Origin of the sequence: Serratia sp. N21D137 (genome assembly GCF_047530005.1) — a bacterium.
Classification (GTDB): Bacteria; Pseudomonadota; Gammaproteobacteria; order Enterobacterales; family Enterobacteriaceae; genus Chania; species Chania fonticola_B.
In genome coordinates this window covers 38,288-62,030 of record NZ_JBLJAJ010000022.1, presented here as the reverse complement: position 1 = coordinate 62,030, position 23,743 = coordinate 38,288, and the positions used below count along the sequence as shown (strand labels likewise).

At 52.4% G+C, this 23,743-nt stretch carries 21 protein-coding genes; 8 read left to right on the top strand and 13 right to left on the bottom strand.

The window, feature by feature from the left end:
- Nucleotides 1-2: 2 nt before the first annotated feature.
- The gene (tssC, locus tag ACMV5H_RS17320; RefSeq protein ID WP_021804827.1) at nt 3-1,484 is read right to left on the bottom strand and encodes a type VI secretion system contractile sheath large subunit; all 1,482 of its coding nucleotides are present in this window, start codon (nt 1,482-1,484) and stop codon (nt 3-5) included.
- Between the two features lie 27 nt (nt 1,485-1,511).
- Entirely contained in the window at nt 1,512-2,009 is a 498-nt protein-coding gene (gene tssB, locus ACMV5H_RS17315) for a type VI secretion system contractile sheath small subunit (protein WP_021178405.1), read from the bottom strand.
- A 760-nt stretch (nt 2,010-2,769) separates the two neighbouring features.
- Here tssB and ACMV5H_RS17310 point away from each other — a divergent pair.
- Nucleotides 2,770-3,288 (top strand): Hcp family type VI secretion system effector, encoded by a 519-nt coding sequence (locus ACMV5H_RS17310; protein ID WP_021178406.1) that lies wholly within the window; start codon nt 2,770-2,772, stop codon nt 3,286-3,288.
- A 50-nt stretch (nt 3,289-3,338) separates the two neighbouring features.
- Here the strand turns inward: ACMV5H_RS17310 and ACMV5H_RS17305 are convergent, their stop codons facing one another.
- From ACMV5H_RS17305 to ACMV5H_RS17270, 8 genes are all read right to left on the bottom strand, one after another.
- Nucleotides 3,339-3,749: a hypothetical protein gene (locus ACMV5H_RS17305; protein ID WP_181817492.1), complete on the bottom strand. Its 411-nt coding sequence runs from the start codon at nt 3,747-3,749 to the stop codon at nt 3,339-3,341.
- 77 nt (nt 3,750-3,826) lie between these two features.
- On the bottom strand, nt 3,827-4,576 hold the full coding sequence (locus ACMV5H_RS17300; protein ID WP_115158304.1) for a winged helix-turn-helix domain-containing protein: 750 nt from the start codon (nt 4,574-4,576) through the stop codon (nt 3,827-3,829).
- Between the two features lie 378 nt (nt 4,577-4,954).
- Nucleotides 4,955-5,605 carry a response regulator transcription factor gene (locus ACMV5H_RS17295; RefSeq protein ID WP_115158303.1) on the bottom strand — a complete coding sequence of 217 codons (651 nt, stop codon included), beginning with the start codon at nt 5,603-5,605 and terminating at the stop codon, nt 4,955-4,957.
- A 17-nt stretch (nt 5,606-5,622) separates the two neighbouring features.
- Entirely contained in the window at nt 5,623-8,883 is a 3,261-nt protein-coding gene (locus ACMV5H_RS17290) for an ATP-binding protein (protein ID WP_414822172.1), read from the bottom strand.
- Nucleotides 8,884-8,971: 88 nt separating this feature from the next.
- On the bottom strand, nt 8,972-9,472 hold the full coding sequence (locus tag ACMV5H_RS17285; RefSeq protein ID WP_115158301.1) for a winged helix-turn-helix domain-containing protein: 501 nt from the start codon (nt 9,470-9,472) through the stop codon (nt 8,972-8,974).
- A gap of 53 nt (nt 9,473-9,525) precedes the next feature.
- Nucleotides 9,526-10,104, bottom strand: coding sequence for a response regulator transcription factor (locus tag ACMV5H_RS17280; RefSeq protein ID WP_414822171.1), 579 nt, complete (start codon nt 10,102-10,104; stop codon nt 9,526-9,528).
- 793 nt (nt 10,105-10,897) lie between these two features.
- A complete protein-coding gene (locus ACMV5H_RS17275) occupies nt 10,898-11,902 on the bottom strand; it encodes a LacI family DNA-binding transcriptional regulator (RefSeq protein WP_414822170.1) in 1,005 nt (334 codons plus the stop codon).
- A gap of 92 nt (nt 11,903-11,994) precedes the next feature.
- The gene (locus ACMV5H_RS17270) at nt 11,995-12,537 is read right to left on the bottom strand and encodes a D-lyxose/D-mannose family sugar isomerase (protein ID WP_115158521.1); all 543 of its coding nucleotides are present in this window, start codon (nt 12,535-12,537) and stop codon (nt 11,995-11,997) included.
- A gap of 221 nt (nt 12,538-12,758) precedes the next feature.
- Between ACMV5H_RS17270 and ACMV5H_RS17265 the strand changes: the two genes are divergently transcribed.
- From ACMV5H_RS17265 to ACMV5H_RS17245, 5 genes are read left to right on the top strand one after another with little or no spacing between them, the layout of a single operon-like run.
- Nucleotides 12,759-13,793 carry an NAD(P)-dependent alcohol dehydrogenase gene (locus ACMV5H_RS17265; protein ID WP_115158298.1) on the top strand — a complete coding sequence of 345 codons (1,035 nt, stop codon included), beginning with the start codon at nt 12,759-12,761 and terminating at the stop codon, nt 13,791-13,793.
- A gap of 3 nt (nt 13,794-13,796) precedes the next feature.
- Nucleotides 13,797-15,314, top strand: coding sequence for a xylulokinase (xylB, locus tag ACMV5H_RS17260; protein WP_021804837.1), 1,518 nt, complete (start codon nt 13,797-13,799; stop codon nt 15,312-15,314).
- Nucleotides 15,311-16,816: a sugar ABC transporter ATP-binding protein gene (locus tag ACMV5H_RS17255; protein ID WP_414822169.1), complete on the top strand. Its 1,506-nt coding sequence runs from the start codon at nt 15,311-15,313 to the stop codon at nt 16,814-16,816. The genes xylB and ACMV5H_RS17255 overlap by 4 nt, the downstream gene beginning before the upstream one ends.
- A gap of 37 nt (nt 16,817-16,853) precedes the next feature.
- The gene (locus tag ACMV5H_RS17250) at nt 16,854-17,891 is read left to right on the top strand and encodes an ABC transporter permease (protein ID WP_021178412.1); all 1,038 of its coding nucleotides are present in this window, start codon (nt 16,854-16,856) and stop codon (nt 17,889-17,891) included.
- A gap of 50 nt (nt 17,892-17,941) precedes the next feature.
- On the top strand, nt 17,942-18,934 hold the full coding sequence (locus ACMV5H_RS17245) for a substrate-binding domain-containing protein (RefSeq protein WP_371822191.1): 993 nt from the start codon (nt 17,942-17,944) through the stop codon (nt 18,932-18,934).
- A gap of 82 nt (nt 18,935-19,016) precedes the next feature.
- Here the strand turns inward: ACMV5H_RS17245 and flhA are convergent, their stop codons facing one another.
- The 3 genes from flhA to hypA form a co-directional block, all read right to left on the bottom strand.
- Nucleotides 19,017-21,083: a formate hydrogenlyase transcriptional activator FlhA gene (gene flhA / locus ACMV5H_RS17240; RefSeq protein WP_414822168.1), complete on the bottom strand. Its 2,067-nt coding sequence runs from the start codon at nt 21,081-21,083 to the stop codon at nt 19,017-19,019.
- A 139-nt stretch (nt 21,084-21,222) separates the two neighbouring features.
- Entirely contained in the window at nt 21,223-21,516 is a 294-nt protein-coding gene (locus tag ACMV5H_RS17235) for a HypC/HybG/HupF family hydrogenase formation chaperone (protein ID WP_059200441.1), read from the bottom strand.
- Nucleotides 21,517-21,531: 15 nt separating this feature from the next.
- The gene (gene hypA / locus ACMV5H_RS17230; RefSeq protein ID WP_021804842.1) at nt 21,532-21,876 is read right to left on the bottom strand and encodes a hydrogenase maturation nickel metallochaperone HypA; all 345 of its coding nucleotides are present in this window, start codon (nt 21,874-21,876) and stop codon (nt 21,532-21,534) included.
- Between the two features lie 671 nt (nt 21,877-22,547).
- Between hypA and hydN the strand changes: the two genes are divergently transcribed.
- Nucleotides 22,548-23,090, top strand: a complete 543-nt coding sequence (gene hydN / locus ACMV5H_RS17225; protein WP_021804843.1) for an electron transport protein HydN — start codon at nt 22,548-22,550, stop codon at nt 23,088-23,090.
- Between the two features lie 31 nt (nt 23,091-23,121).
- Complete coding sequence (locus ACMV5H_RS17220) at nt 23,122-23,742, top strand: 4Fe-4S dicluster domain-containing protein (RefSeq protein ID WP_021804844.1); 621 nt, start codon at nt 23,122-23,124, stop codon at nt 23,740-23,742.
- Nucleotide 23,743 lies beyond the last annotated feature (1 nt).

The window sequence follows — 23,743 nt, the reverse complement described above, 5'->3', positions numbered from 1 at the left end:
TGTTATTCCTTATCCAAACGACCAACCAGCGAGAGCTCGAAACTGGCTCCCATGTATTTGAAGTGTGGACGCACCTGCATCGCCACCTGGTACCAGCCCGGATCCCCTTCGACATCCAGAACCTGGATCTGAGCAGAACGCAGAGGGCGGCGGCTGCGGACATCGGTCGGTGGGTTTTCCTGATCGGCAATGTATTGCTTGAGCCAGATGTTCAGCTCACGCTCCAGATCCTGACGCTCTTTCCACGAACCAATCTGCTCACGCTGCAGCACTTTGATGTAGTGAGCCAGACGGTTGATGATGAACATGTACGGCAGTTGGGTACCCAACTTGTAGTTGGTTTCCGCCATCCGGCCTTCATGGGTATTCGGGAAGACCTTCGGCTTTTGGACCGAGTTGGCCGAGAAGAACGCCGCGTTGTCGGTGCCTTTGCGCATGGTCAGGGTAATAAAGCCCTCTTCCGCCAGCTCAAATTCACGACGATCGGTGATCAGTACTTCGGTCGGGATCTTCGCCTGTACCTGGCCCATCGCCTCATAGAGGTGAACCGGCAGGTTGTGCACTGCACCACCGCTTTGTGGCCCGATGATGTTCGGACACCAGCGATACTTGGCGAAGCTGTCTGTCAGGCAGGCGGCCAGCAGGAATGCGGTGTTGCCCCACAGGAAGTGTTCGTGATCCTTGCTGACGTCTTCGTAGTAGTTGAAATTCTTGATCGGGTTTTCAACGGTGGAATACGGCAAACGCAGCAGGAAACGTGGCGTGGTCAGGCCCAGATAGCGGGAGTCTTCCGACTCGCGCAGCGCACGCCATTTGGTGTGTGCTGGCCCTTCGAACACCGACTTCATGTCTTTGATGGCTGGCAGCTCGGTAAAGCTGTTGATACCAAAGAAGTCCGGCGCAACGCTGGAAAGGAACGGCGCATGTGCCATGGCCCCAACGGCGCTGACGTATTGCAGCAGCTTCATATCCGGGGTGCTGTTGCTGAACGCATAGTTACCGATGATGGCTGCGGTAGGTTCGCCGCCAAACTGGCCGTAACCGGATGAGTACACGTGCTTGTAGAAACCAGACTGGATAATTTCCGGCGAGAACTCAAAATCTTCCAGCAGCTCTTCTTTCGTCGCGTGCATGATGTTGATTTTGATGTTTTCACGGAAATCGGTGCGATCCACCAGCAGCTTCAGTGAACGCCAGGAGGATTCGATTTCGCGGAATTCTTTGGCATGCAGAATTTCGTCCATCTGAGCACTGAGCTTTTTATCCAGCTCGATGATCATTCTGTCGACCAACAGCTTGTTGATCGGCTCTTCGTTGGTGCCGGTGTCCAAAATGCTGCTGATAAATGCAGCAACGCCCTGTTTGGCGACGTCATAGCCATCATTACCCGGCATCATGCGGGTCTGAGACATGATCTCGTCTAGCAGGAAAGTGGTACTGGTAGGCTCGGCAGCTAAAACCGCATTTTCTTCATGTAAAGACATACGTTAAATTCCCTCTTTCCGTCTCAATTATTTCTGATTAAGAATGTCCAATTCCTTTAGCAACTGCTCACGCATTTCTTCATTGCCTAGGAGATCTTGCAGACGAGAACGGAAGGCAGGAATGTTACCCAGAGGCCCTTTCAGGGCGACCAGCGCTTCCCGCAGTTCCAGAATTTTTTTCAGTTCGGGGACATTTTTCGCCACGTTGTCCGGTGAGAAATCGTCGAGGGAATTGATCGCCAATGTGACCGGCATCTCTTCTTTCCCCTCACCTTCCAGGTGATTGGGTACAGTGAACGAAAGGTTGATATTGGCTTCGTTCATCACCGCGTTGAAGTTGTTCTTGCTGACGGAAACGACCTGACGTTCTTCAATCGGGGTGTCTTCACGAACCCCCTTGAGATCGCCAACCACCATCAAGTTCAGTGGCAGTTCAATTTCAGAGGTTTGATCACCCGTGTTAGGAACGTACTTGATGTTGATCCTTTCCTTGGGGGCAACACTGCTTTGATTATTCTTACTCATCACTCGTCCTTTTAGTCACAATAAGGGAATACCAGCTAATGTTTGTTGAATGAGCACCGGAAAATGACATTCAGATATCATCCATGCTAATAGAGTTAGCACCATCCATTCAGATAGCAAATCTATCACCGTAAAACTAAATATCTTCGTTTATGTCGCACTGAGGTCCAGGAGTAATCCTATTTCGCACGTAAATATGGGAATTTTCCCATATCCCGCAAAAACCTGCGAATTATCCTAAATAATATCAAAAAGCCCGAAAAATCAGTTTACGGCTTCCGACGAAGCTGGACATCTCCTGCATTAGCATAGCTTCACTGAATGTATCGTCCTCGATCTGACCGGTAAAAGTCCATAAATTTTTCTTTACTAAGCTTCCTAATAATTTATCACCTGGCAAGAGCCACTTCCGGCTTATGATCATAAAAAATAATTTCACAAAAATTTATAAAATCATTTAAAACAATGAGTTAAAAAATAAAGTAATTATTTTATATATAATAGCGACGCAAATCATAATCATCATCAATATTTAATCCAGCATAAAACACCAATAATGCAAATATTATAATTTTTTATCCCATTAACGATACCAATAAACATTGCAAATTTGTGAGTGGCTTGGCACTAGGGAAAGTCCCGATTATAGTGATGGCCGAAGTGAGAAGTGGGGCAAGTGACATTCGAGGTCGATTAATATCGGCTAGTCGGTGTGACTAGCATTGAGTTAATACCAAGCTAACTGACAAGGATCTTTAAGATGCCAACTCCAGCTTATATCTCTATCACAGGGAAAACCCAAGGTAATATTACCGCCAGCGCATTTACCGCTGAATCTGTCGGTAACATCTTTGTTCAAGGCCACGAAGACCAGATGCTGGTTCAGGAATTTGAACATATCGTTACCGTACCAACCGATCCGCAGTCTGGCCAGCCATCAGGGCAGCGTGCACATAAGCCATTCCGCTTCACTGTGGCTTATAACAAAGCTGTTCCATTGCTGTATAACGCATTGGCCTCAGGCGAAATGCTGCCAACGGTTGAATTGAAATGGTACCGCACATCGATCGAAGGTAAACAAGAGCACTTCTTTACCACCAAACTGGAAGATGCCACCATCATCGATATCGACTGCAAAATGCCACACTGCCAGGACCCAACCAAGGCTGAGTTCACTCAGTTGGTTCGCGTTTCACTGGCATACCGTAAAATCACTTGGGAACACACCACCGCCGGGACTTCGGGTTCTGACGACTGGCGTGCCCCAATCGAAGCCTAAGGCCAGCCTTAGCTTCCCCCAAGCAGCCAATCGAGAGATTGGCTGCTCTTTTACATCCGCTTGCTCGCACATATGGCTATCGGGAAGATCATCTCGCGCAGTTCATAGCCGCCATTGCCGATGGGGGTAATCGAGAGATACAACTCTTGTTTATTCTCAAAGATCAGCTCATTGAACAACGCATCCGGTGCACTATTGGAGGTGGAGTAATTTTCATCACCGATTTTCTTAAGATGATAGTAGCTGCCGTAGGGTTTATTACTGTAGTTAAAGTAAATCTTGCGGTTGACATTATAATTCACCCCTTCCTTGTTGAGCACTCCCCTCACATAAAGCATGCCTATATTGTCGCTTACCAGCATGAGAGAGACATCACCTTCAATCTTGCTGTGGCTGGCTACATTTTCGAAATAGACCTCTGTATCACACTTGAAGTATTGTCCTTTGCTCTCCGTAGACATCAGGTACACCAATGTTGATGTACATAACAACAGAATGATGATAAACATCCACGCCAACTTTTTCCTGTTCATCTTCTTCAAACCACTTTTATGCTGTAACAATGATCATAATTGCCGCCATTCTCATTGCGGCACAAAGACAGCATTCTGAATTGGTGGGTGCTCTGTTCTTCGCCACTGAGATAGAAAAACACGTCATAGCGATCGTACTCACAATCAACGTCATTCTTTCTTATCATCTCCATGACGAGAGCGATGGACGCCTGCCGTTTTTTTTCAGGGATCTCTCTCAGCGTTTTCAATGCGCAGCCTTTATACTTATAGAAGGTTTTAGTCTGAGTATTTGCAAACATCGAGTGAATTTTGTCACCATACAGCGACGTAAACAGCGCTAACAAAACCAGGATAAAAAGAGCAAGACTTATATAAATTGACCTGAACCAGGGTTTTTCCTTCACCGTTGATCCCTGAACCGTCTTCACAGGTTGCCCTTCTCCCTCAACCAGCACAATCATATGGTTGCGGTTCAAGGCAAAGCCTTTTTTGGGCACGGTTTTAATCAGATCGTGCAGATCAGCCAACTCTTCCAAATGCTTCCTCAATATACTAATATGATTATTGAGGTTATTATTTGACGCCGTTAGTCCATGCTCTGACCAGACGACATTTAGCAAATGCTCTCGAGCCACACCGGCAGGATTTTTCAAAAGCTCACAGAAAAGCCGGGATGAAATAGCACTTAACGTTAACGTTTTATTATTCTGCTTATTGGAGAGTAAATGCTCTTCGGTATCAAAGAGCAAACTGCCGTTGATAATATAGTTCACTTAATCACCTGCTACTTTGCATAACATGATTAAATAGGTGCACCTAATGGTGCTATAAAAGGATATCATTCAATTTACTCAGCAAAGCTAACGCTCTGCCATGGCAATATCATTCACCAGTCAGCTTTTTTTATCAAGTATTATGCAGCCGTAAGATTATTTACGCTTAAATAAAAAACAGCAAAAAAACATAAAATAGCTACTTAATAATAACTAAATATAATTTCGCAACTTATTATATTGTTAAAGCCCAATGATATATAAAAAAAACCCTAATAAAACATATTATTCAGCATTTAAAGCTATTTAATTTCACTTAACCAGCCCAAGATGCTTCTTCGACCTCTTGGGCTTCAACCTCGCCAAACCGCCGTACTATCAGTCAAAAATATGGTTGCCCATACAAAAACGGATCAGCTCCTGATTACTCTCAACGTTCAACTTACGCATAGCAGAATTCTTCTGCAGGCTAACCGTCTTGGCACTCCGATTAAGCCGTTCTGCAATATGCGCAATGGAATCACCTTTGACAAAGTAACGTAAAACTTCAAACTCGCGAGGTGACAAACTATTGATGCGCTGCTGTATAAATACCTCACGCTCATCGCTAAGGCCATCGCTCTGGAAGGAAGCGGGATAATATCTGGCGTTCGCCCTTACGGCTCGCAACGCTGAGTGAACCTCTGATAGCGGATCCTGTTTAAAGACCACCCCCGCTACACCGGTGTCGTAAAGCGCGGAGACGATCATCGGATTGGAAATCATGGTCAACACTAACATTTTAACTTGAGGGAAATTTCTGACCAGAAAATCGACGTAGCGTAAACCGTCTTTATGTGTCTCGTCGTGGGGCATATTGTAATCGGTGATAATCACATCGGGTGGGGTGGTTTTGAGATAGCGAACCAACTCCTCGGTCGAGGTGAAGGTGGCCACAACTTCGATATGGGGGAGTTGATCCAGATAGTCTTTCAGACCTGCCAACACCACCTGGTGGTCGTCCACCAAGACTACGCGTAATGTTTTCATCGGACACCTACGTTTGATCAGATTGATGCGATGTTGTTCAAAACCCGACGTATGTCAGTGACGATTGCGGACATTCTGGCTTGCCCTTGCTCATCAAGCCCCTGCGTTTGCATATGCAACTCAAGCTCTGCCATTTGCGCCGCGAGCGCTCGATGGTTGGCCAACGCCAGCGCAGCCCGCATACGGTGCAGGGCCGTGGCAACCCGGTCTGCATCGCTGTCAGCCATCCCTTGCTCTAGCTGACGCATATCTTCCTCCATGGTGCTGAGAAAAATGTCGCGGTGTTTGTTAAGCACGTTGGGCTCTACATGTTTGAAATCCCTATCGTCTTGACTCTCAAGTTGATTATGGTTGCTGTGGGAATATTTGCGCAAGATTTCTACCAGCGTACTTACCTCAATCGGCTTAACCAACCAGTCATTCATACCCGCTTCAACACAGCGGCGTTCCTCATCAAGCATCGCGTTGGCCGTTACCCCGATAATCGGCACCGTCGCCCCTTCCGCACGTAGCTTACGCGCCAGATCGTAACCATTCAGGTAAGGCATGTTGACGTCGGTCAGCACCAGGTCATAGGGAGTGATATCCCACTGCGCCAGCGCTTCTTCACCATCGCCTGCCAGCTGGACCTCACAACCCAACAGTTCGAGTTGTCCCTGTAGCGTGACCTGGTTAAGAGGATGGTCCTCCGCCACCAGTACGCGAAAGTGGAATTGCGGCAGAGCCATTTCTTGTTGTTCACTTGGCCGCTTACCGTTGAGCAGTTGGCCAATGCCGTAGCCTATGCTGCTTAGGCTGTATGCATCAACCACCGCGCCATTGGCAACTTCACCGGATAAATAAACGGCTAAAATCGGCCCATGCCACTCAAGCACCTCACCCGGAGAGCTCCGCTGCACATCCAGCAAAATGGCCTCGTCATTATTCCCCGGTAACAGCCGATCTCTAGCCGGTGCCGCTTGAGCCCCCCAATAGCGCAGCCAAGTACAGATATTATCGGTCAGTTCCGGGTGCGGTGACCGAACCAACACGCTGGCCCCTGCCAATTGCGGTTCATGATCATCAGGCGTTTCGCCAACGGCAAGATCCAACGTCACTGCAAACCTGCTGCCCTGCTGAGGTTTACTTTCCAGCGTGATTTCCGCCCCCATCAAATCGGCAAGGCGTTCACAGATGGAAAGGCCAAGCCCCGCGCCACCCAAACTGCGGTGCCCCCCGTCAATCAAAAAGAAGGGAGTGAACAGTTTCGCCTGATGTGCTTTAGAGATGCCGACCCCGCTGTCACAGACCTCCAGATGCAGTCGGGTTTGCTCGCGGCCAGCATCAACCTGACTGAGCCGAACGATGACGTGGCCAAACTCGGTAAACTTGATCGCATTACTGATGAGATTACTCAGGATCTGCCTGATGCGCACCGCATCCCCTATCGCCACCAGCGGCACCTCGGGATCGACCACAGAGAACAACAGTAAGCCCTTACGGTGAGCCATTGCCGCATAAGTGCCGGTACAGCTTTGTACCAACTCGCGCGGCTGAAATGCCCTCTTTTCCAACCGCAACTGCCCGGCCTCAATCTTGCTGACATCCAGGATATCGCTGATCAGTTGCAGCAGCATTTGTGAGGCGTCGTCAATACGTTCGACATATTGACGCTGCTGGCGGTCCAAACTCGTGGTGGCCAACAGCTCCAAAGTGCCTAATGCGCCATACAGCGGCGTGCGGATCTCATGGCTCATGGTGGCCAGGAAGGTGGATTTTGCCACGCTGGCGTCATCCGCAGCCGCCTTGGCTAACGCCAGTTGGCGTTCTATTTCCGCCCGTGCGCTGACGTCCGCAAAGGCGCACAGAATCACGTCACGCTGCCGGTAACGGGTTGGCGCATAGGCAACGTAAAGTATCCTTCCTGCCATATCCAGTTGTTCGATAACTCCGGCAGCCGGTGCAGAAAGCACCTGATCCAGCAGCCTGGTGGCGGCTGCGGAATCAGGCAACCGCTCACCGACGGTTGCCCCTAACCAGTCCAATGCCAGCCCATTACCAAACACCAAATGACCATCGTCACGGTCGATCAGACACAACGCAACCGGCGCCGTCTGTATCAGGGTGCGGTTAAAGGCATCGCTTTCTAGTATTTCATGTTGGGCCTCCTGGGCTGGCAAGATCACCTGCCGGTTATACCAGCGCAGATAAGCCAAACCGCTGGTAATACCGATCAGCAACACCAATAGCACGCTAACAGGCAACCACAGGTTATCCCGGAAAAAACTCACATAACTTACGGCATAATACCCTGCCCATTCGCCACTTGGGTCAACAATCTTGAACAGCAGGCCACTCGGGGAGTAGTACAAACCAGGCTGATTGACTCTAGGGGGCTGGCCTTCACCCATTAGTAGGCCGTGCGTTTTATGGCTCAACCATACCTGACCATACCGCTGCAGCCAGAATATATGACGCGGTGCCGGGTTGACGGCACGTTCCAGAACTCCCACGCGCGAACGACTTAGCAGAGTTGCTGCGTAGATACAGCTGGCAGGCCCTCTACTCAAGTGGCTCCAGATCCTGGGCGAGAACCCTGAGGGTATCAACCCAATCAACTGGTCTGGCAGAGCAGCGGTGCGAAACCAGATAGCCTCATCCTCTACCGGCTTGTCCCCTGGTTGCCACTGGCAATCCTTGATTGGCGCACTGCTGCTTAACCGTTCACGCACGGCATCGACCACGACCCGATAAGTCTCAAGGTCGATAGGTTCATAGCCAGCACTGACATTAACTGCGGGAACGCTAATGCTGGCATCGTCAGCTTCATTAATAAAGAACACGGTAGCAGCAGGAAAGTAGGATGCCGCCCAAAACGAAGAGTAAAAATCCGCCAGGTAGCTACCTAGCGGCAATAGTGCTTCAGGCTTGATAGGGCAATTTTTTTCGCACAGCAAAGAGAACGGCATCCCCACCGCGGTTTCACGCCCCTCAAACAACCTGTCCCCGAAAGCTGGCAAGGTGGCAATCTCATGAAAGCTACCCAGTCTCGCATCAGGCAGAGCAGACAGTTGCCCGCTCTGATGGCGCAATTCATGCAGGAAGGCCTCCTGTTCGTGGGCATACCCTACCAGCGTCAAGAAGTCTAAGGTGAAGCGGCCACGCTCCTGATCGATAATGCGCTGAGTGCCCCAATACAGGCCAGCGGCCAAAACCATCGCCAATACCGCAAAGGCAAACAGCACCTTGTTTTGTCTACGTGACGTATAGGTGACCCTACTAAACGGCGTTTGCGACATAGGATAGCAACCTGCAAATTCATCATGGGCTTATACTGATTATAAGGTTAGCCAATCAGAATGCCCACCTAGTCGAACCAGACTTGACTCAACACACCCCAAATATTGCGTGGTGATCGCTCGTCACCATCAGGCCGAGCAGCACCAGCAAAATGACAATCGTCATTGAGAGAAACCACAGGATCGCCGGATACTCCATCGTTGTCGTCTTTTTTGCCACTTTGACGGCTACCTCAGGCCGGTCAGAAACCTCCGTCTTGATCACGTTAACAGCATATTTCTTGTTCACCACAAAGCCTTTTTTGGGTAAGGTAGTGATCAGGTCATCCACTTGCGCAATGCTGGCAATGTACTTGCGTAACAGGCTGATATGGTTATTGAGATTATTATTTGACGGTTTCAGACCGTAATTGGACCATACTGCATCCAGCAGATAGTCACGCTCAACCCCCGCCACATTTTCTAGCATCTCAACAAATAAACGGGCAGTGATCGCCCCGATCTCGAGTGATTCATCTGGTGATTCTTGCAAGAATAGTGTTCTTTCGTCACTATCAAATACCAGTCTGGTATCAATGATATACTTCATATGATGTTAACTTTATATTTAAACTGCAGATAAATGATCACCTGAGGAAAATTTCATCTCAGATTTTCTGCTCCGCACATTTGCGGGTAATGCGTCTCGATGAGCCAACGCCTGAACTCGCCTTTGTGCTTGAAGTTAAGCTTGTTCATCGCTTTGATTTTGTGCGCACTGACCGTTTTCTGATGTATGCCAAGCAGTTCACCAATTTCTACATTCGTGTAACCAATTGAATAATAATGTAATACATCCTTTTCCCGCAGGGTCAATGACAGGGGGTTCCTAATCTGCGAAAATCTCTGCGGCGTGAGATAAACCTCGTCAATTTGCTGCAAGAGCGTACTGACAGAATGATTACGCAGCAGAATTTTCATAGCCTTTTCAGGGCGATTTAAAATCAACTCAACGTCGGGCTGAATAATGAATATCACCTCAGTACTGACCATTTTTCTGGCGTAGAAATATTGCGACAGATTATTGACGCCAATAAAGGCCAAATAGTAATGTGCATTGGCATCAAGTGTTTCATTCACGTCAACCAAGATGCCTTTTTCATTAAAGTAGTGACTCAAAATATGCGTCAGGCCCTGCGTAAAGAACTTGTCATCGTTGGATATAAGTACTTTTATCTTCATTGTGATATATGGTTAATTTAGCTTATGCCCAATACCATTCAATGGTGCCAAGCAGTCGTATCAGGTGCGATAAGAGAACATTATCCAAATTTATCAATCGAGCGATATAAGGAATGCCTTAAAGCACGCACATTGATGTTTAGATGGACAACAAGTAGAAGGGGCAAGATAAGTCTTGACTATCTGACACGCCATTCCTTTGCAAAACTATTACAGCCTATTAACTCTGGTATTCACACCAGGGCACCCATTATGTATGGTTAGGCCAACTTGAGTTCCATCCTTCAAGAATCTTCTGAGTGAGAATTCTTTCCGGCTAATATTAATTAATGTCGCCCAACTGTCAATGATCGTAAAAAAAGCCGCAATAACTCAATTCAACTGATTGATTTCAATCAATATTACATCAATAAATAGCTCTACTGCGCAGTTGTAACTCACTTTTTTGGTACTTTATCGCAAAACCTTAACAAAAGTAGATATAAAAACCAGTCAATAAAAAAAATAGATTTAAAATCTAGCATAAAACCATTAAATAGCTAATAACTCCAAAAAAGCCACCGTAAAACCTTGATTTATTAAAAAAAGATAAAAAAATAATTTTAATGAGGCGATCTATCTCGTCAAGAGAGAGCTTATTTTGTAAATATAACCTTACGGCTTATTAAAATAAGGGTTAAAAAGAAGGATAAATGCCTGACAGTATGAAACTCCAAGCCTTTGCGGTTAGGGGGTATGTGTGGCACATTAGATTCCCTCTCCTTGTGGGAGAGGGCTGGCGTGAGGAGCATCCCTAGCCGGAGAGCAACTTGCCTCTGACAATGACTTTACCCGGTTTAATATCGTGATCGACGGCCCGGCGGATAGCCAACCCCAACGCCTGCCAGGCGATTTCATGCAGATCGTGGGAAATACAGGGGAAATTAAAACCGTAAATTGCCGCATTAGAGACTTCATCAATACCGAACAGCGAGACGTCTTGCATCAGCCTCAGGCGATGGTCGACGCAAGATTTGATGATGCCCAACGAAATCTGGTTATTGCAGCCGACAAAATAGTCCGGCGGCGGCTGGCGATCGAGATACTCATTGGTCACACGCAGGGCGGCATCCATATAGAAATCCGCATGGATAATCTCCAGGCTCGCCACCTTGCCTTGCAGCGCAGCAATCAGCCCGGTAACCCGCTCTTTGGCCACGTTGGAGTCCTCTGGCCCGGAAACCACCACCACCTTTTGGCTGTTCTGCTCCAGCAGATAACGCCCCGCCTGTAAACCGCAGTCCAGATTGTCGATATACACGCCGCTGCAAAACGCCCCATCCAGTTCCCGATCGACCAGCACCACCGGGATGCCGAGCCTTTCCAGGTTTTTCAGGTAGCCGGGCGTATAGTTTCGGTCCGATGAGATCACCGATAAAATGATGGCATCCACGTTGTAGCCAATCAGCTTGTCGATAATGCGGTTTTCATTTTCCTGCGACTCATAAGAGTCAAACACCAGCGTATCGTAGCCCGCTTTCTGCGCCTCCAGCGTCATCAGCCGGGTGAGCGCGCCAAAAAACGGGTTGGCCATATCAGGGTTGACGATGCCGATCGTTTTGCTTGCTTTAGCCCGCAGATTGCGTGCGGCGGTGTTCATCACATACCCCAGACTCTCCGCCGTCTTGAGGATGCGATCGAGCGTATCGGGGTGGACTTTGTCCGGCTGCGAGAACGCGCGGGATACGGTAATTTTGCTGACATTTGCAAGCGCTGCGACGCTCTCTAGCGTCGCTTTCAGTGGTCGATCGGCCGCCAAGTGTGACTCCTGGTTGGAACATCTCATTTTGTACCATGGCAAGGTGATCAAGGATTATCACCTCTTATGTAAATACTCTCATCACTGCAGCATCAACCGACGCGCCGGACGTTGGGATCGGTAAAAACATCTAGATCATCACGGCTTTGCGATGAGAACTCAGAAACCACCGCACCAAGCTTACCTGCCTGGAACCAGTGTCTGGTATTAGGCTTGATTGTATATTGTTCTCCCGCGCGCAACAAAATATAACGCTGGCAGGTATACCACTGTTCGAACCCGGCTGGAGGTTGACAGACTGGGTTCCCCCGCTCGGTGTTCAAGGTCAGGGCATCATCATCCACAAACAGATAAACCTCACCCCAGCGGCAGCGGAACGTTTCCTGTTTGCCCGGCGTATTATCAAACGGCGGATGGAGATGCTCCGGGCAGGTTTGGTGTGGGAATAGCACCAACTCCTTGGCGCAGTAGCGCGGGGTGTTAATGTAAGTCAGTAGCTGTAACCCCGAGCGCGGGTAATCGGCCAGGCCGAAATCCGTCAGCTCGATCTCCCGTTTTTCCACGTCGGTCAACCGTATGCCACAGCCTGCAAGCAAGGTTTGGGTTCTTTCTAGCGCATCGATAGGTCGCTGCATGATGTCCTCGTTAACGTTAATGATATCGATACCATCATAGATAACATCGCACGCCAATAAATGTGATCTTCACGACTATTTAACATCATTAAACCAACAACTTTTAACACAAAAGCAAAAAACACAACCAACATCACACATTTTTAGCCCGTCCGCGCTTACTATCCTGCTCATTGAAAATGATATCGATACCATAAAAATGATACAAAAGGATGATAACCATGCAAGCATTAGTGCTAGAAAAACCCGGTAAAATCAGCATCCAGGATTGTCAGTTTGATGAAGTCCTTGGCGAAAACGATGTACAGGTCAAGATCCATTCCGTCGGTATTTGCGGCAGCGATGTGCATTACTATCAGCATGGCCGTATCGGACCGTTCGTGGTTAACGCCCCGATGGTGCTCGGCCATGAGGCTGCCGGCGTCGTCATGGCGATTGGCAAAAACGTTCGCCATCTACAGGTTGGCGATCGGGTTTGCATGGAGCCTGGCATTCCCGATCTGCAATCACAGCAATCACGTGCAGGGATATACAATCTGGATCCAGCCGTTCGCTTCTGGGCCACGCCGCCGATCCACGGCTGCCTGAGAGAGAGCGTCATCCACCCTGCCGCCTTCACCTTCAAACTGCCGGACAACGTCAGCTTTGCCGAAGGTGCCATGGTGGAACCCCTGGCCATCGGGATGCACGCCGCCACCAAGGCTGCGATCAAGCCGGGTGATATCGCGCTGGTGATTGGTGCTGGCCCCATCGGCGTGGTGACCGCTCTGGCGGCGTTGGCCGGTGGCTGCTCAGATGTGATCATCTGCGATCTGTTTGCAGAGAAGTTGCAGGTGGCCGCCAATTATGAGGGGCTGCACGCGGTCAATATCAAAACCGGCAACCTGGCGCAAAAGGTCGCCGAGTTGACCAGCGGCAACGGCGTCGACATCGTGTTCGAATGCAGCGGAGCCAAACCGGCCATCGGCGGCGTCAGCGAGCATATTGCTCCCGGCGGCACTGCGGTACTGGTCGGCATGCCAATTGATGCCGCACCAATGGACATCGTGGCCGCCCAGGCCAAAGAGGTCACCTTCAAGACCATTTTCCGCTATGCCAACATGTATTCGCGCACCCTGCGTTTGCTCAGCTCCGGCAAGTTGCGGGTACAGCCGCTGATCTCGCAAAGCTTCAAGTTCAAGGACAGCGTGGCCGCCTTTGAACGCGCTGCGGCGGGTCATCCAACCGACATCAAAATCATGTTGGAAATGGAGTAACTCATGGCGCTCTATGCAGGCATCGACTGTGGCACACAAGGCACCAAGGTGGTGATTGTCGATGGCACATCCGGCACCATCGTGGGCGAAGGCAGTGCGCCGCATGAGATGATCAGCGACTCTTCCGGGCGCCGCGAGCAGTTGGCCGAGTGGTGGATTGAGGCATTGCTGCTGGCGTTTCGTCAGGCGATCGACAGCGCCAGCATTGATCCAGCGGCGATTGTCGCCCTGTCGGTTTCCGGCCAGCAGCACGGCTTCGTTGCTCTGGATGAGCAAGGCGAAGTGCTGCACGCGGTAAAACTATGGTGTGACACCGCTACCAAGCGGGAAAACGACGTTCTGCTGGCAGGCCTGGGTGGCATCAAAGGTTCCCTGCAGAAGCTGGGGCTGATGGTAGCGGCGGGCTATACCGCGTCCAAGATCCTGTGGTTCAAGCAGCAACATCCACAGCTGTGGGCACGGTTGAAAACGGTGCTGTTACCGCATGACTATCTCAACTTCTGGCTGACCGGGGAACGGGTGGCGGAATTTGGCGATGCCTCAGGCAGCGGGCTGTTTGACATTCGTCAGCGCTGCTGGGATCGCGATGCCGTAGCGCTGATCGACGATAGCGGCCTGCTGTGGAATGCCCTGCCTCGCCTGATCAACGCCGAGCAAAGCGTTGGCTATCTGCGCCCGGAAGTGGCGGCGCTGCTGGGTCTGCAACCTAATGTCCGGGTGGCCAGCGGCGGCGGCGACAACATGATGGCGGCAATCGGCACCGGTAATATTCGCCCCGGCATCGTGACGATGAGCCTCGGCACCTCCGGAACGCTGTTTGCCTATGCCGATCGGCCGGTGGTCAGCCATTCTGAAGCGATTGCCGGTTTCTGCTCCAGCAGCAACGGCTGGCTGCCGCTGATTTGCACCATGAACGTCACCTCTGCCAGCACCTCGGTACAGCGTCTGTTGCACCAGGACATAGCCGGATTTAATCAGGCCCTTGCCGCCACCGAACCCGGAGCGGCAGGCGTGATGATGCTGCCGTTTTTCAACGGCGAACGCGTTCCGCAACTGCCCGCAGCCAAGGCCAGCCTGCATAACCTGGACAGTGACAACTTTACCGGGGCCAACCTGTGCCGGGCCGTGGTAGAAAGCGCTACCTATGGCCTACGCTACGGCCTCGACCTGTTCCAGCAACAGGGTATTTCCACCAGCGAAATTCGCCTCACCGGCGGCGGCGCTCGCAGCGCTTGCTGGCGGCAGATCGTCGCCGACGTGATGAACTGCCCGGTGGTGTGTCTGGCAGAAAAGGAAACCGCTGCGCTGGGTGCTGCCATTCAGGCCATGTGGTGTGACAGTCTGGCGACCCAACCCGAGCTGTTGGCCTCAGAAGAGTTAACCAGGCTATGCCAGCGCTTTGTCCGGCTGGATGAAGAGACCCGCGTGATGCCGGATCCGCAGCGCCAGCGGCAATATGCCGATCTGTATGCCGGTTACCTGAACCTACTGCAAAAAGAGTATCCCGAGGTGAAGCTATGACACGCGATCCCCAGACCCAAGCCCCGGCCTACTTGCTGGAGGTCACCGGCGTGAGGAAATCGTTTGGCTCCGTCGTCGCGCTGAAAAATGCCGAATTCTGCCTGCGCAAAGGATCGATCCATGCGCTGTGCGGCGGCAACGGTGCAGGGAAGTCCACCTTTCTCAGCATCCTGATGGGCTTTATCCAGCCCGACAGCGGCGATATTTTCGTCAATGGCCAACGCTGTGAATTGGCTCATCCGAAAGAGGCGCTGGCGGCTGGCATCGCTATCGTGCAACAAGAGCTGAGCGCCATCCCCGATCTGACGGTTGCCGAAAACATCTGGCTGGGGCGCGAACCCCGCCGCCTGGGCTTTGTCGATTTCAAAACCATGAACCAGCAGACCGCTGCGCTGTTGCAGGACCTGCATTTTGCCCTGTCGCCGACGGAAAAAATGCGCAACCTCAGCGTGGCGGAACAGCAGTTGGTGGAGATCGCCAAGGCCCTCTCCCACTCCGATGCCGACATCATCATCATGGATGAGCCTACGTCGGCCATCGGCGAGGAGGACGTGCAGAAAATCTTCCAGGCGATCACCCGGCTGGCCGCCAAGGGCAAAGGCATCATTTACGTCTCGCACCGTCTGTCCGAGATTTTCCAGATTGCCGACAGCTACACCATTTTCCGTGACGGCAGCTATATCCATGAAGGTTTGTTGCAAGATATCACCCGCGAGCAGCTGATTGAGCACATCATTGGCGGCGAGTTCGAAAGCGAGTTTGCCAAATTCAATCAGCCCGGTGATGAAGTGATGATGGAGGTGCAACACCTGTGCTGGGGCAACAAGATCCGCGACATCAGCCTGACGTTAAAACGCGGCGAGATCCTGGGGATTTACGGGCTGGTGGGGTCCGGGCGCAGTGAGTTCCTCGATCTGATCTTTGGCATTCAGCACGCGGACAGCGGCACCATCCAGATCGGCGATCGTCAGCTCGCCAAGCATTCACCACAAGAATCAATCAACAGCGGTCTGGCCTATGTGACGGAAGACCGCAAGGATACCGGCCTGGTGCTGTGCCGCTCGGTGAAAGAAAATATCAACGTGGCTTCGCTGGGTGCCATCAGCCAACTGGGTATGATTAACCCGAGCCAGGAACAGCAGCGCGCCAACGACATGATCCAGCGCTTCAACATCAAAACCCCCGATGCCGACCATATCGTCGGCAACCTGAGCGGCGGCAACCAGCAGAAGGTGGTATTGGGGCGTTGGGCCTTGCTCGATCCGCAAATCATGCTGCTCGATGAGCCGACACGCGGCATTGACGTGGGGGCCAAAAAAGAGATCTACCGCTTTATGTCCGAATTCGCGCTGAAGGATAAAGCGATCATCATGGTGTCTTCCGAGCTGTCAGAAATTATCGGTATGAGTGACCGCATTCTGGTGTTTCGTAACGGCATGCTCGCCGGTGAATTATCGACTAAAAACGCCACGCAGGCGGAACTAATGAAACTGGCCGTATAGCCAGGCAATCAACTCATTATTTTAAAGAGAACTTACTATGAATGGCACCCACTCATTAACGCCCGGGTTGGCTTTTTTTACGCAAAATAAACGGCATCTGCACAAATACGGCATTATTATCGCCTTCTTCGTGTTGTGTCTGATCGTCACGGTGATTGGCGAAGTTCAGGTGGCGCAAGGTGCCTGGAGCAGCAATTACTTCTTGAGCGATGAGAACATGCTGATCGTTCTGCGCCAGATCTCGATTAACGGCATTCTGGCCATCGGCATGACCTTTGTGATTATTACCGCCGGGGTCGATCTTTCCGTAGGCTCGGTCTTGGCGCTGAGCGGCATCGTCGCCGCCCGCTTTGCCACCACCAACAGCGGGCTGTCGATCGGCGATACCGCGCATGCCGTGATGGTGCCGCTGATTGTCGCCCTGGGCATCGGCATCGTCTGCGGGCTGATCAACGGCACCATTCTGGCCCGCTACCGCTTGCAGCCTTTCATCGTCACCATGGGGATGCTTTCCGCCGCCCGTGGCCTGGCGCTGCTGACCACCGACGGTAACCCGGTTTCGCAACTCAACAGCGATTTCCGCTGGTTAGGTAATGGCTATGTGCTGGGCATCCCGGTGCCGGTGATTATTTTTACCGCCCTGTTTGTGCTCGCCTGGATCCTGCTCAATAAAACCATCTTCGGCCGCCATGTGTATGCCGTGGGGGGCAACCAGAAGAGCGCCCGCACCTCGGGCATCAGCGTGATACAAATCAAGGTGTTGGTCTACACCCTGTGTGCTGCCCTGGCGGGGATCGCCGGTTTGATCCTGACGGCACGTACCGGTTCGGCACAAACCAACGCTGGTAGCGCCTACGAGTTGGACGCCATTGCCGCCGTGGTCATTGGCGGCACCAGTATGGCTGGCGGCGTCGGCACCTTGGTTGGCACCCTGTTCGGCGTATTGATTATCGGCGTGATGAATAACGGCCTCGATTTGCTCGGTGTGCAGTCCTATTACCAGCAGATCATCAAGGGCGCATTGATTGTTGTCGCCGTGTTGCTCGACCCGTCACGCAAACAACAGCGTGACTAACTTACCTCATAACAACAAAACCCCTATAACCAGGAGTCACCATGAACAAGATGACCAAAATTGCGTTGCTCACCTCCGGCCTGCTGCTGGGGACCTCAACGCTGGCCCAGGCCGCCCCGGTGAAAATCGCCGTGTTGATGTACGGCATGAAGGCCGAATTTGTCCAACTGATGGAGAAGGCGGCGAAAGAGCATCCTGAGGTTAAAAATGGCAACGTACAGCTCACCGTTTACGACGGCCGCTACGACCCGATGGTGCAGAACAATCAGGCTGAAACCGCCCTTCAGACCAAAACCGATGCCATCATCATTAACCCGATGGACTACGAGGCCAACATCGACGTGGTGACCATGGCCAACAAGGCCAAGATCCCGGTGGTGGTCACCAACGCCCGTTTGAATACCGATCAGATGACCTCTGAAGTGGTCTCTGACGACGTGCTGGGCGGGTATCTGGAAGCCAAAGCGGTACTGCAGAAAATGAACTGCCAGGGCAACGTGGTGATTATCGAAGGGCCAAAAGGCGGCAGCGGTGAGATCCAGCGCGGGCAAGGCAACGACAAGGCCATTGCCGAATGTGGCCCAGGCAAAATCAAGGTGCTGGAGCGCAAGACGGCCAACTGGTCACGCGCCGAGGCGCTGCCGCTGATGGAAAACTGGTTGCAGAAACACCGTGGCCAGATTAACGGCGTCATCGCACAAAATGACGAAATGGCCTTGGGGGCAATTGAAGCTATCAAGGGTGCCAATCTGAACGTGAAAGACTTTGCGATTGCCGGGGTCGACGGCGTCTCTGATGCCATTCGTGCCGTACAGGCTGGTGAGATGGTGTCGATTCTGCAAGATGCTCATGCCCAGATGCAGGGTTCTATCGATGTAGCGCTGCGCGCGGTAAAAGGCGACAGCTATCAACCACAGTCGGATATCTGGAAGCAGTATGCAGGCCAGATGCAGTGGGATAACGGCACGGCTAAACGCTATTCGGTGCCATGGACCGTGGTGACCACCGAGAACGCCGCTCAACTGCTGGATGCGCGTAAGTAATCATTCGTCAACCAACCCCAGGGTTTTGAGCCTGGGGTTAATAGGATTAAAACGGGCGCAGCATGCGGCGCCCCCTTCACCATCAATTCACCGAAATGCCCCACTTCTTCATCCGCGATAGCAGCGTAGTGCGTTTCAGCCCAAGACGCTGTGCAGCCCCGCGTGGCCCAGCAACCACGCCGTTGGTTTCTTTCAGCACGCGGAGCACCCGTTGGCGCTCATCCTCCTCCGGCGATACCTTTTCCATGGCAGCGACAGGCGGCCCCCCTGAGGATTGCGAATACTGCAATTCGGGTAGCGGCAGCTCAAGCACCGAGCCGCGCGTCAACAATACCGCCCGCTCAATCACGTTCTCCAGTTCACGCACGTTGCCCGGCCACGGCATCTGGCTTAATAACCGCAGCGTTTGCGCCGGGATACTGTCGATGGTGCGCTTCATGCGACGAGCAATTTTATGGGTCAGGAACTTCACCAATTGGGGGATATCTTCAGGCCGTTCGCGCAGCGGTGGAATAACGATCGGAAACACGTTCAGACGATAGAACAGATCGCTGCGAAATTCACGATCGGCCACCATCTGCTGCAAATCCCGGTTGGTGGCGGCAATCAGACGGATATCGACGGAGATCGGTTTATTGCCGCCGACCCGTTCAAACTCCCGTTCCTGTAACACCCGCAGTAGCTTGGGTTGCAACTCAATGGGGATCTCCCCCACTTCATCGAGGAATAGCGTCCCCTTCTCCGCCAGTTCAAAGCGGCCCATACGTTGGGTCGAGGCCCCGGTAAACGAACCTTTTTCATGGCCAAACAGGTCGCTCTCCAACAGGCCCGCAGGCATCACCGCACAGTTCATTTTCACCATGCGCTGGTCACGTCGTTCGCTCAGGTTATGGATCGCTCGCGCAATCAGCTCCTTGCCGGTGCCCGTTTCCCCGAGGATCAGCACCGAACAGTCGCTTTTAGCCACGATTTCGACCTGTTTGAGCACCGCAGACATCCCCGCGCTGCGCCCGACAATCTCGCTCAGATCGGGATGATTGACGTTGATCTGCTCGGTCAGATACAGGTTTTCATGCACCAGGCTCTCTTTGAGCCGGTTGATCTCCTGGCAGGCCAGCGCATTATCCACCGCGATGGCAATACGCTCGGCAATCTGTTGTAGCACCCGTAAGTTGGCCGCGTTAAAACCATCTGCCTGGCATTGCGCCAGCTTCAGCACCCCCAGCTTCTTTTGGCCGAATATCAGTGGCAATACGCACAATGCCTCGATCCTACCCTGTGATATATCAAACAGCCGACGCTCATAGCCGGAAAGCTGCTCGGCATTTTTCAGGTTCAACAGCAGCAATTCGCCGCTGCGCATCACCCGTTCGGTTAAGGTGCCAGCCAACGCCACGTTGTATTGTTGACGTTCGGGGGCGTTGTTATGCAAATAGTGGGTGGAGTAGATAGTGAGCTGCTCTGCGTGGTTACTACGTAATACGATGCTGATGGCGTCGCTGTTGAAAAAGTGGTGAATTTTCTCCGAGATCTCCCCCATGACATCATCCAGATCCAGCTTTGACAGCACCGCATTGGTGACATCCACCAAGATACGATAGTCATCCAGCTCATGACGCAGCTGGTGCTGTTGCCGTTGCGCGTTTTCCAACAAAACGATCTGCTGCGTGGCCAGCACCACCACTTCCATCAGCGTTTGCAACTGCACCAGGCTGGCATCGCTGAACGGCTCGCTTCCGCTACGCAGTAATTCACAGCCCCCGAGCGGCCGCCCGCCCGCATGTAGCGGCATCAAACAGTATTGGTTGAAGGGAGGATGCAACTTCAGGGCGCGGATTTGCGGATAGCGATCGTGCAGCTCATCAGCCTGCCAGCGTTGGGGTAACGAGCTGTGTTGAAAGCGGCTCACCGGGCCATTCGCCAGCAACGTTTCGTCCTGATAGTTTACCGACTGCAGCGCTTGATCCAGCCCGTGAAAACTCACCCGTTCACTGTGCGGATCAAATAGCACCAACGCGACGCTGTCGGCCAATTGCATGCGCTGCAATACCTGACGCAATTGCAGTAACAGATCGATGAAATTATGCTGCCCGAGCAGCATGCGCGTAATTTCGAGCAGGTCTTGTTGTTCTAAGCGTACAGTCGACATGGTTTATCACTTGTCTGAGTCACGAAGATTATTGCCAGCGAACATCCCCACAAAGAGTAAGGTTTGTTAATGGTAATTTCTCCCGACCGGATCAACAAAACACCGCAACAGGAATATCATTTGCCGGGGATAGCACAATTTATCTCCGTTCCTGCTCGGTCTCACCTGCCAGGAACAACGCAACATCCTGCTCCACTTCCCCCATAGCCTGCAGTGCCGACAAGGTTTCCTGCGCTTCGTGCTCGTCCAGGCGGCTCATGGCAAAGCCAACATGGATCAACACCCAGCTACCGATTAGCGCTTCTGGCGGTTCATCGTCCTGGCACACCAGGGCAATATTCACTTCTCGTTGCACACCGCAGACGTCAACCCAGGCGTGCTGGGGTTGGTTTGCGTCCAGCGCCACAACCTTACCGGGAATGCCTATACACATGCCTTTTCCTCTTGGTTATTCAATTTCCAGGCGCTTGAGTTGCAAGCCGTCATCCGCCTGCACCCGCAGGTTGCGCCCGCCGCATTGCGGGCAGACCAGGACCTGGGGAACCAGCAACTGGACATCCGCCCGGCAGTCGTGACACCAGCACTGTGCCTGTTGTTCGAGCAGATATAACTCGCAGCCTTCGGCCAAGGTGCCGCGACAAACCATGTCGAAGCAGAACCTCAGCGACTCCGCCTCCACGCAGGAGAATGCGCCGATCTCAAACCAGACGGCGGTAATGCGCCGGGCCTGATGTTGCCGGGCATGTTGCTGCATCATTTCCATCGCATGATGGCACAGGGTTATTTCATGCATCTGGGCTCCGTTGTTCGGCGATTAATCACCGATGCTTCAGCTAGTGCAATTACGGTGCCAAGGTGATCCCATGGCCCCTCACCCTAACCCTCTCCCACAGGGAGAGGGAACCGATCGAGTTGGGCTGAAAGTATAGTGATCCTTCATAAGCACCGGCTGACTCACCTTCGCTAAAGGGGGCGACCGAGGTTGCTGATATGACAGCCCTTCTCCCAACAGAGTAGGAGTTATCAGCTCTCTCTCCCCTAAGAGAGGGGACAGTCCGAGACGCAAATTAAGTCCCGTGATCGACCACAGCGCCAATTTAACTCCCCCTCCACAGGAAAATTGACTTAACAAGCCGCAACTTTATTCCCGCACTTATCGACAACGCCGATCGGCTCCCTCTCCCCGTGGGAGAGGGTTGGGGTGAGGGGCAAACCGTCATTTTTGCTACCGATTTCGACAAAAATGACGAAGTGACGACGCCAACCCGGGCGGAACGTGACGAATATCCCCTCCCGCTTCGTCGTTTATGCCCATCCGCCGTTCATGCGCGGCACATAAAATCACAACCAACTGTTTTATATCAACTTATTAGGCTTGGCACGTTTTGTGTATAGCTAACGGCAGCACAGACCTACAGGCTCGCCGCCTGGGGTTTAACGATGGAAGGTAATCAGGAGTGACTGATGAACAGGTTTATCATGGCCGATCCGCAAAAATGCATCGGCTGCCGTACTTGTGAGATCGCCTGCGTAGTGGCTCATAGCCAAAACCAGGATGTCTCGGCGCTGGATGCCGCCAACTTCACGCCTCGCCTGCATCTGCTGAAAGGCGGCAATGTCAGCACCGTGGTGCTGTGTCGTCAGTGTGATGATGCCCCCTGCGCCAGCGTTTGTCCCAACGGGGCCATCAGCCAGAGCGACGGCATGGTCAAGGTCACGCAGGAGCGTTGCATCGGCTGTAAAGCCTGCGTCATGGCTTGCCCATACGGAGTGATGGAAGTGGTCACCCGCCCGATGGCCCATCAGGGTAATGCCTTGATGTTCCCCACCGCCGAGAAGGCGGAAGCGCACAAGTGCGATCTCTGCACCGGACGTGCCAATGGCCCGGCCTGTATGGAGTTTTGCCCCACCGATGCGTTGCTCTGTGTGGACCAACAGCTACTGCAAAAAATGAACGCAGAGAAACGCCGCCGCGCCGCCCTCAATCCACTGTCGTTGGCGATATAAGCATGAACCGCTTTCTGTCGGAGGAACGGCCATGAACCGCTTTGTTATTGCGGAGCCTCAACACTGTATCGGATGCAATACCTGCATGGCTGCCTGTACCGAGGTGCATAAGGCCGAAGGACTACAGTCGCATCCCAGGCTGACGGTGACCCGGGTCGGAGAACAAACGGCGCCGATACTTTGCCGCCAATGTGAAGACGCCCCTTGTGCGCGCGTTTGCCCGGTCAATGCCATCACGCACGGCGAGCATGCCATAGAGCTGAATGAGACCCTGTGCATTGGCTGCAAGCTATGTGGCCTGGCCTGCCCGTTCGGTGCAATTACGCCGGCGGGCAGCGGGCCAGTCAATATCCCGTCGATGTTTGAGCAGTACGTCCCGGCAGAACTGCTGCCCGACGTGCCAACCAGCCCCGCAAACCAATCTCCCTATCTGTCCTGGAATGCCGGGATCAAAACGGTAGCGGTGAAGTGCGATCTCTGCGCCTTCCTCGCCGATGGGCCAGAATGCGTGCGCATCTGCCCAACCAATGCCCTGCATATCATCGATGAGCAGCAGCTTGAGCAGGAAGCGCAGGCCCGGCGTTTGGCGCGAGCCGGCCAGGTCGCGATCGGCTGGCCATCCTCTCCTTCTCTCGTCAGGGGGCAGAAATAAT

Coding starts and splice junctions, on each gene's coding strand:
- tssC (WP_021804827.1), bottom strand. CDS start 1,484: ATGTCTTTACATGAAGAAAATGCGGTTTTAGCTGCCGAGCCTACCAGT.
- tssB (WP_021178405.1), bottom strand. CDS start 2,009: ATGAGTAAGAATAATCAAAGCAGTGTTGCCCCCAAGGAAAGGATCAAC.
- ACMV5H_RS17310 (WP_021178406.1), top strand. CDS start 2,770: ATGCCAACTCCAGCTTATATCTCTATCACAGGGAAAACCCAAGGTAAT.
- ACMV5H_RS17305 (WP_181817492.1), bottom strand. CDS start 3,749: ATGTCTACGGAGAGCAAAGGACAATACTTCAAGTGTGATACAGAGGTC.
- ACMV5H_RS17295 (WP_115158303.1), bottom strand. CDS start 5,605: ATGAAAACATTACGCGTAGTCTTGGTGGACGACCACCAGGTGGTGTTG.
- ACMV5H_RS17290 (WP_414822172.1), bottom strand. CDS start 8,883: ATGTCGCAAACGCCGTTTAGTAGGGTCACCTATACGTCACGTAGACAA.
- ACMV5H_RS17285 (WP_115158301.1), bottom strand. CDS start 9,472: ATGAAGTATATCATTGATACCAGACTGGTATTTGATAGTGACGAAAGA.
- ACMV5H_RS17280 (WP_414822171.1), bottom strand. CDS start 10,104: ATGAAGATAAAAGTACTTATATCCAACGATGACAAGTTCTTTACGCAG.
- ACMV5H_RS17270 (WP_115158521.1), bottom strand. CDS start 12,537: ATGCAGCGACCTATCGATGCGCTAGAAAGAACCCAAACCTTGCTTGCA.
- ACMV5H_RS17265 (WP_115158298.1), top strand. CDS start 12,759: ATGCAAGCATTAGTGCTAGAAAAACCCGGTAAAATCAGCATCCAGGAT.
- xylB (WP_021804837.1), top strand. CDS start 13,797: ATGGCGCTCTATGCAGGCATCGACTGTGGCACACAAGGCACCAAGGTG.
- ACMV5H_RS17255 (WP_414822169.1), top strand. CDS start 15,311: ATGACACGCGATCCCCAGACCCAAGCCCCGGCCTACTTGCTGGAGGTC.
- ACMV5H_RS17250 (WP_021178412.1), top strand. CDS start 16,854: ATGAATGGCACCCACTCATTAACGCCCGGGTTGGCTTTTTTTACGCAA.
- ACMV5H_RS17245 (WP_371822191.1), top strand. CDS start 17,942: ATGACCAAAATTGCGTTGCTCACCTCCGGCCTGCTGCTGGGGACCTCA.
- flhA (WP_414822168.1), bottom strand. CDS start 21,083: ATGTCGACTGTACGCTTAGAACAACAAGACCTGCTCGAAATTACGCGC.
- ACMV5H_RS17235 (WP_059200441.1), bottom strand. CDS start 21,516: ATGTGTATAGGCATTCCCGGTAAGGTTGTGGCGCTGGACGCAAACCAA.
- hypA (WP_021804842.1), bottom strand. CDS start 21,876: ATGCATGAAATAACCCTGTGCCATCATGCGATGGAAATGATGCAGCAA.
- hydN (WP_021804843.1), top strand. CDS start 22,548: ATGAACAGGTTTATCATGGCCGATCCGCAAAAATGCATCGGCTGCCGT.
- ACMV5H_RS17220 (WP_021804844.1), top strand. CDS start 23,122: ATGAACCGCTTTGTTATTGCGGAGCCTCAACACTGTATCGGATGCAAT.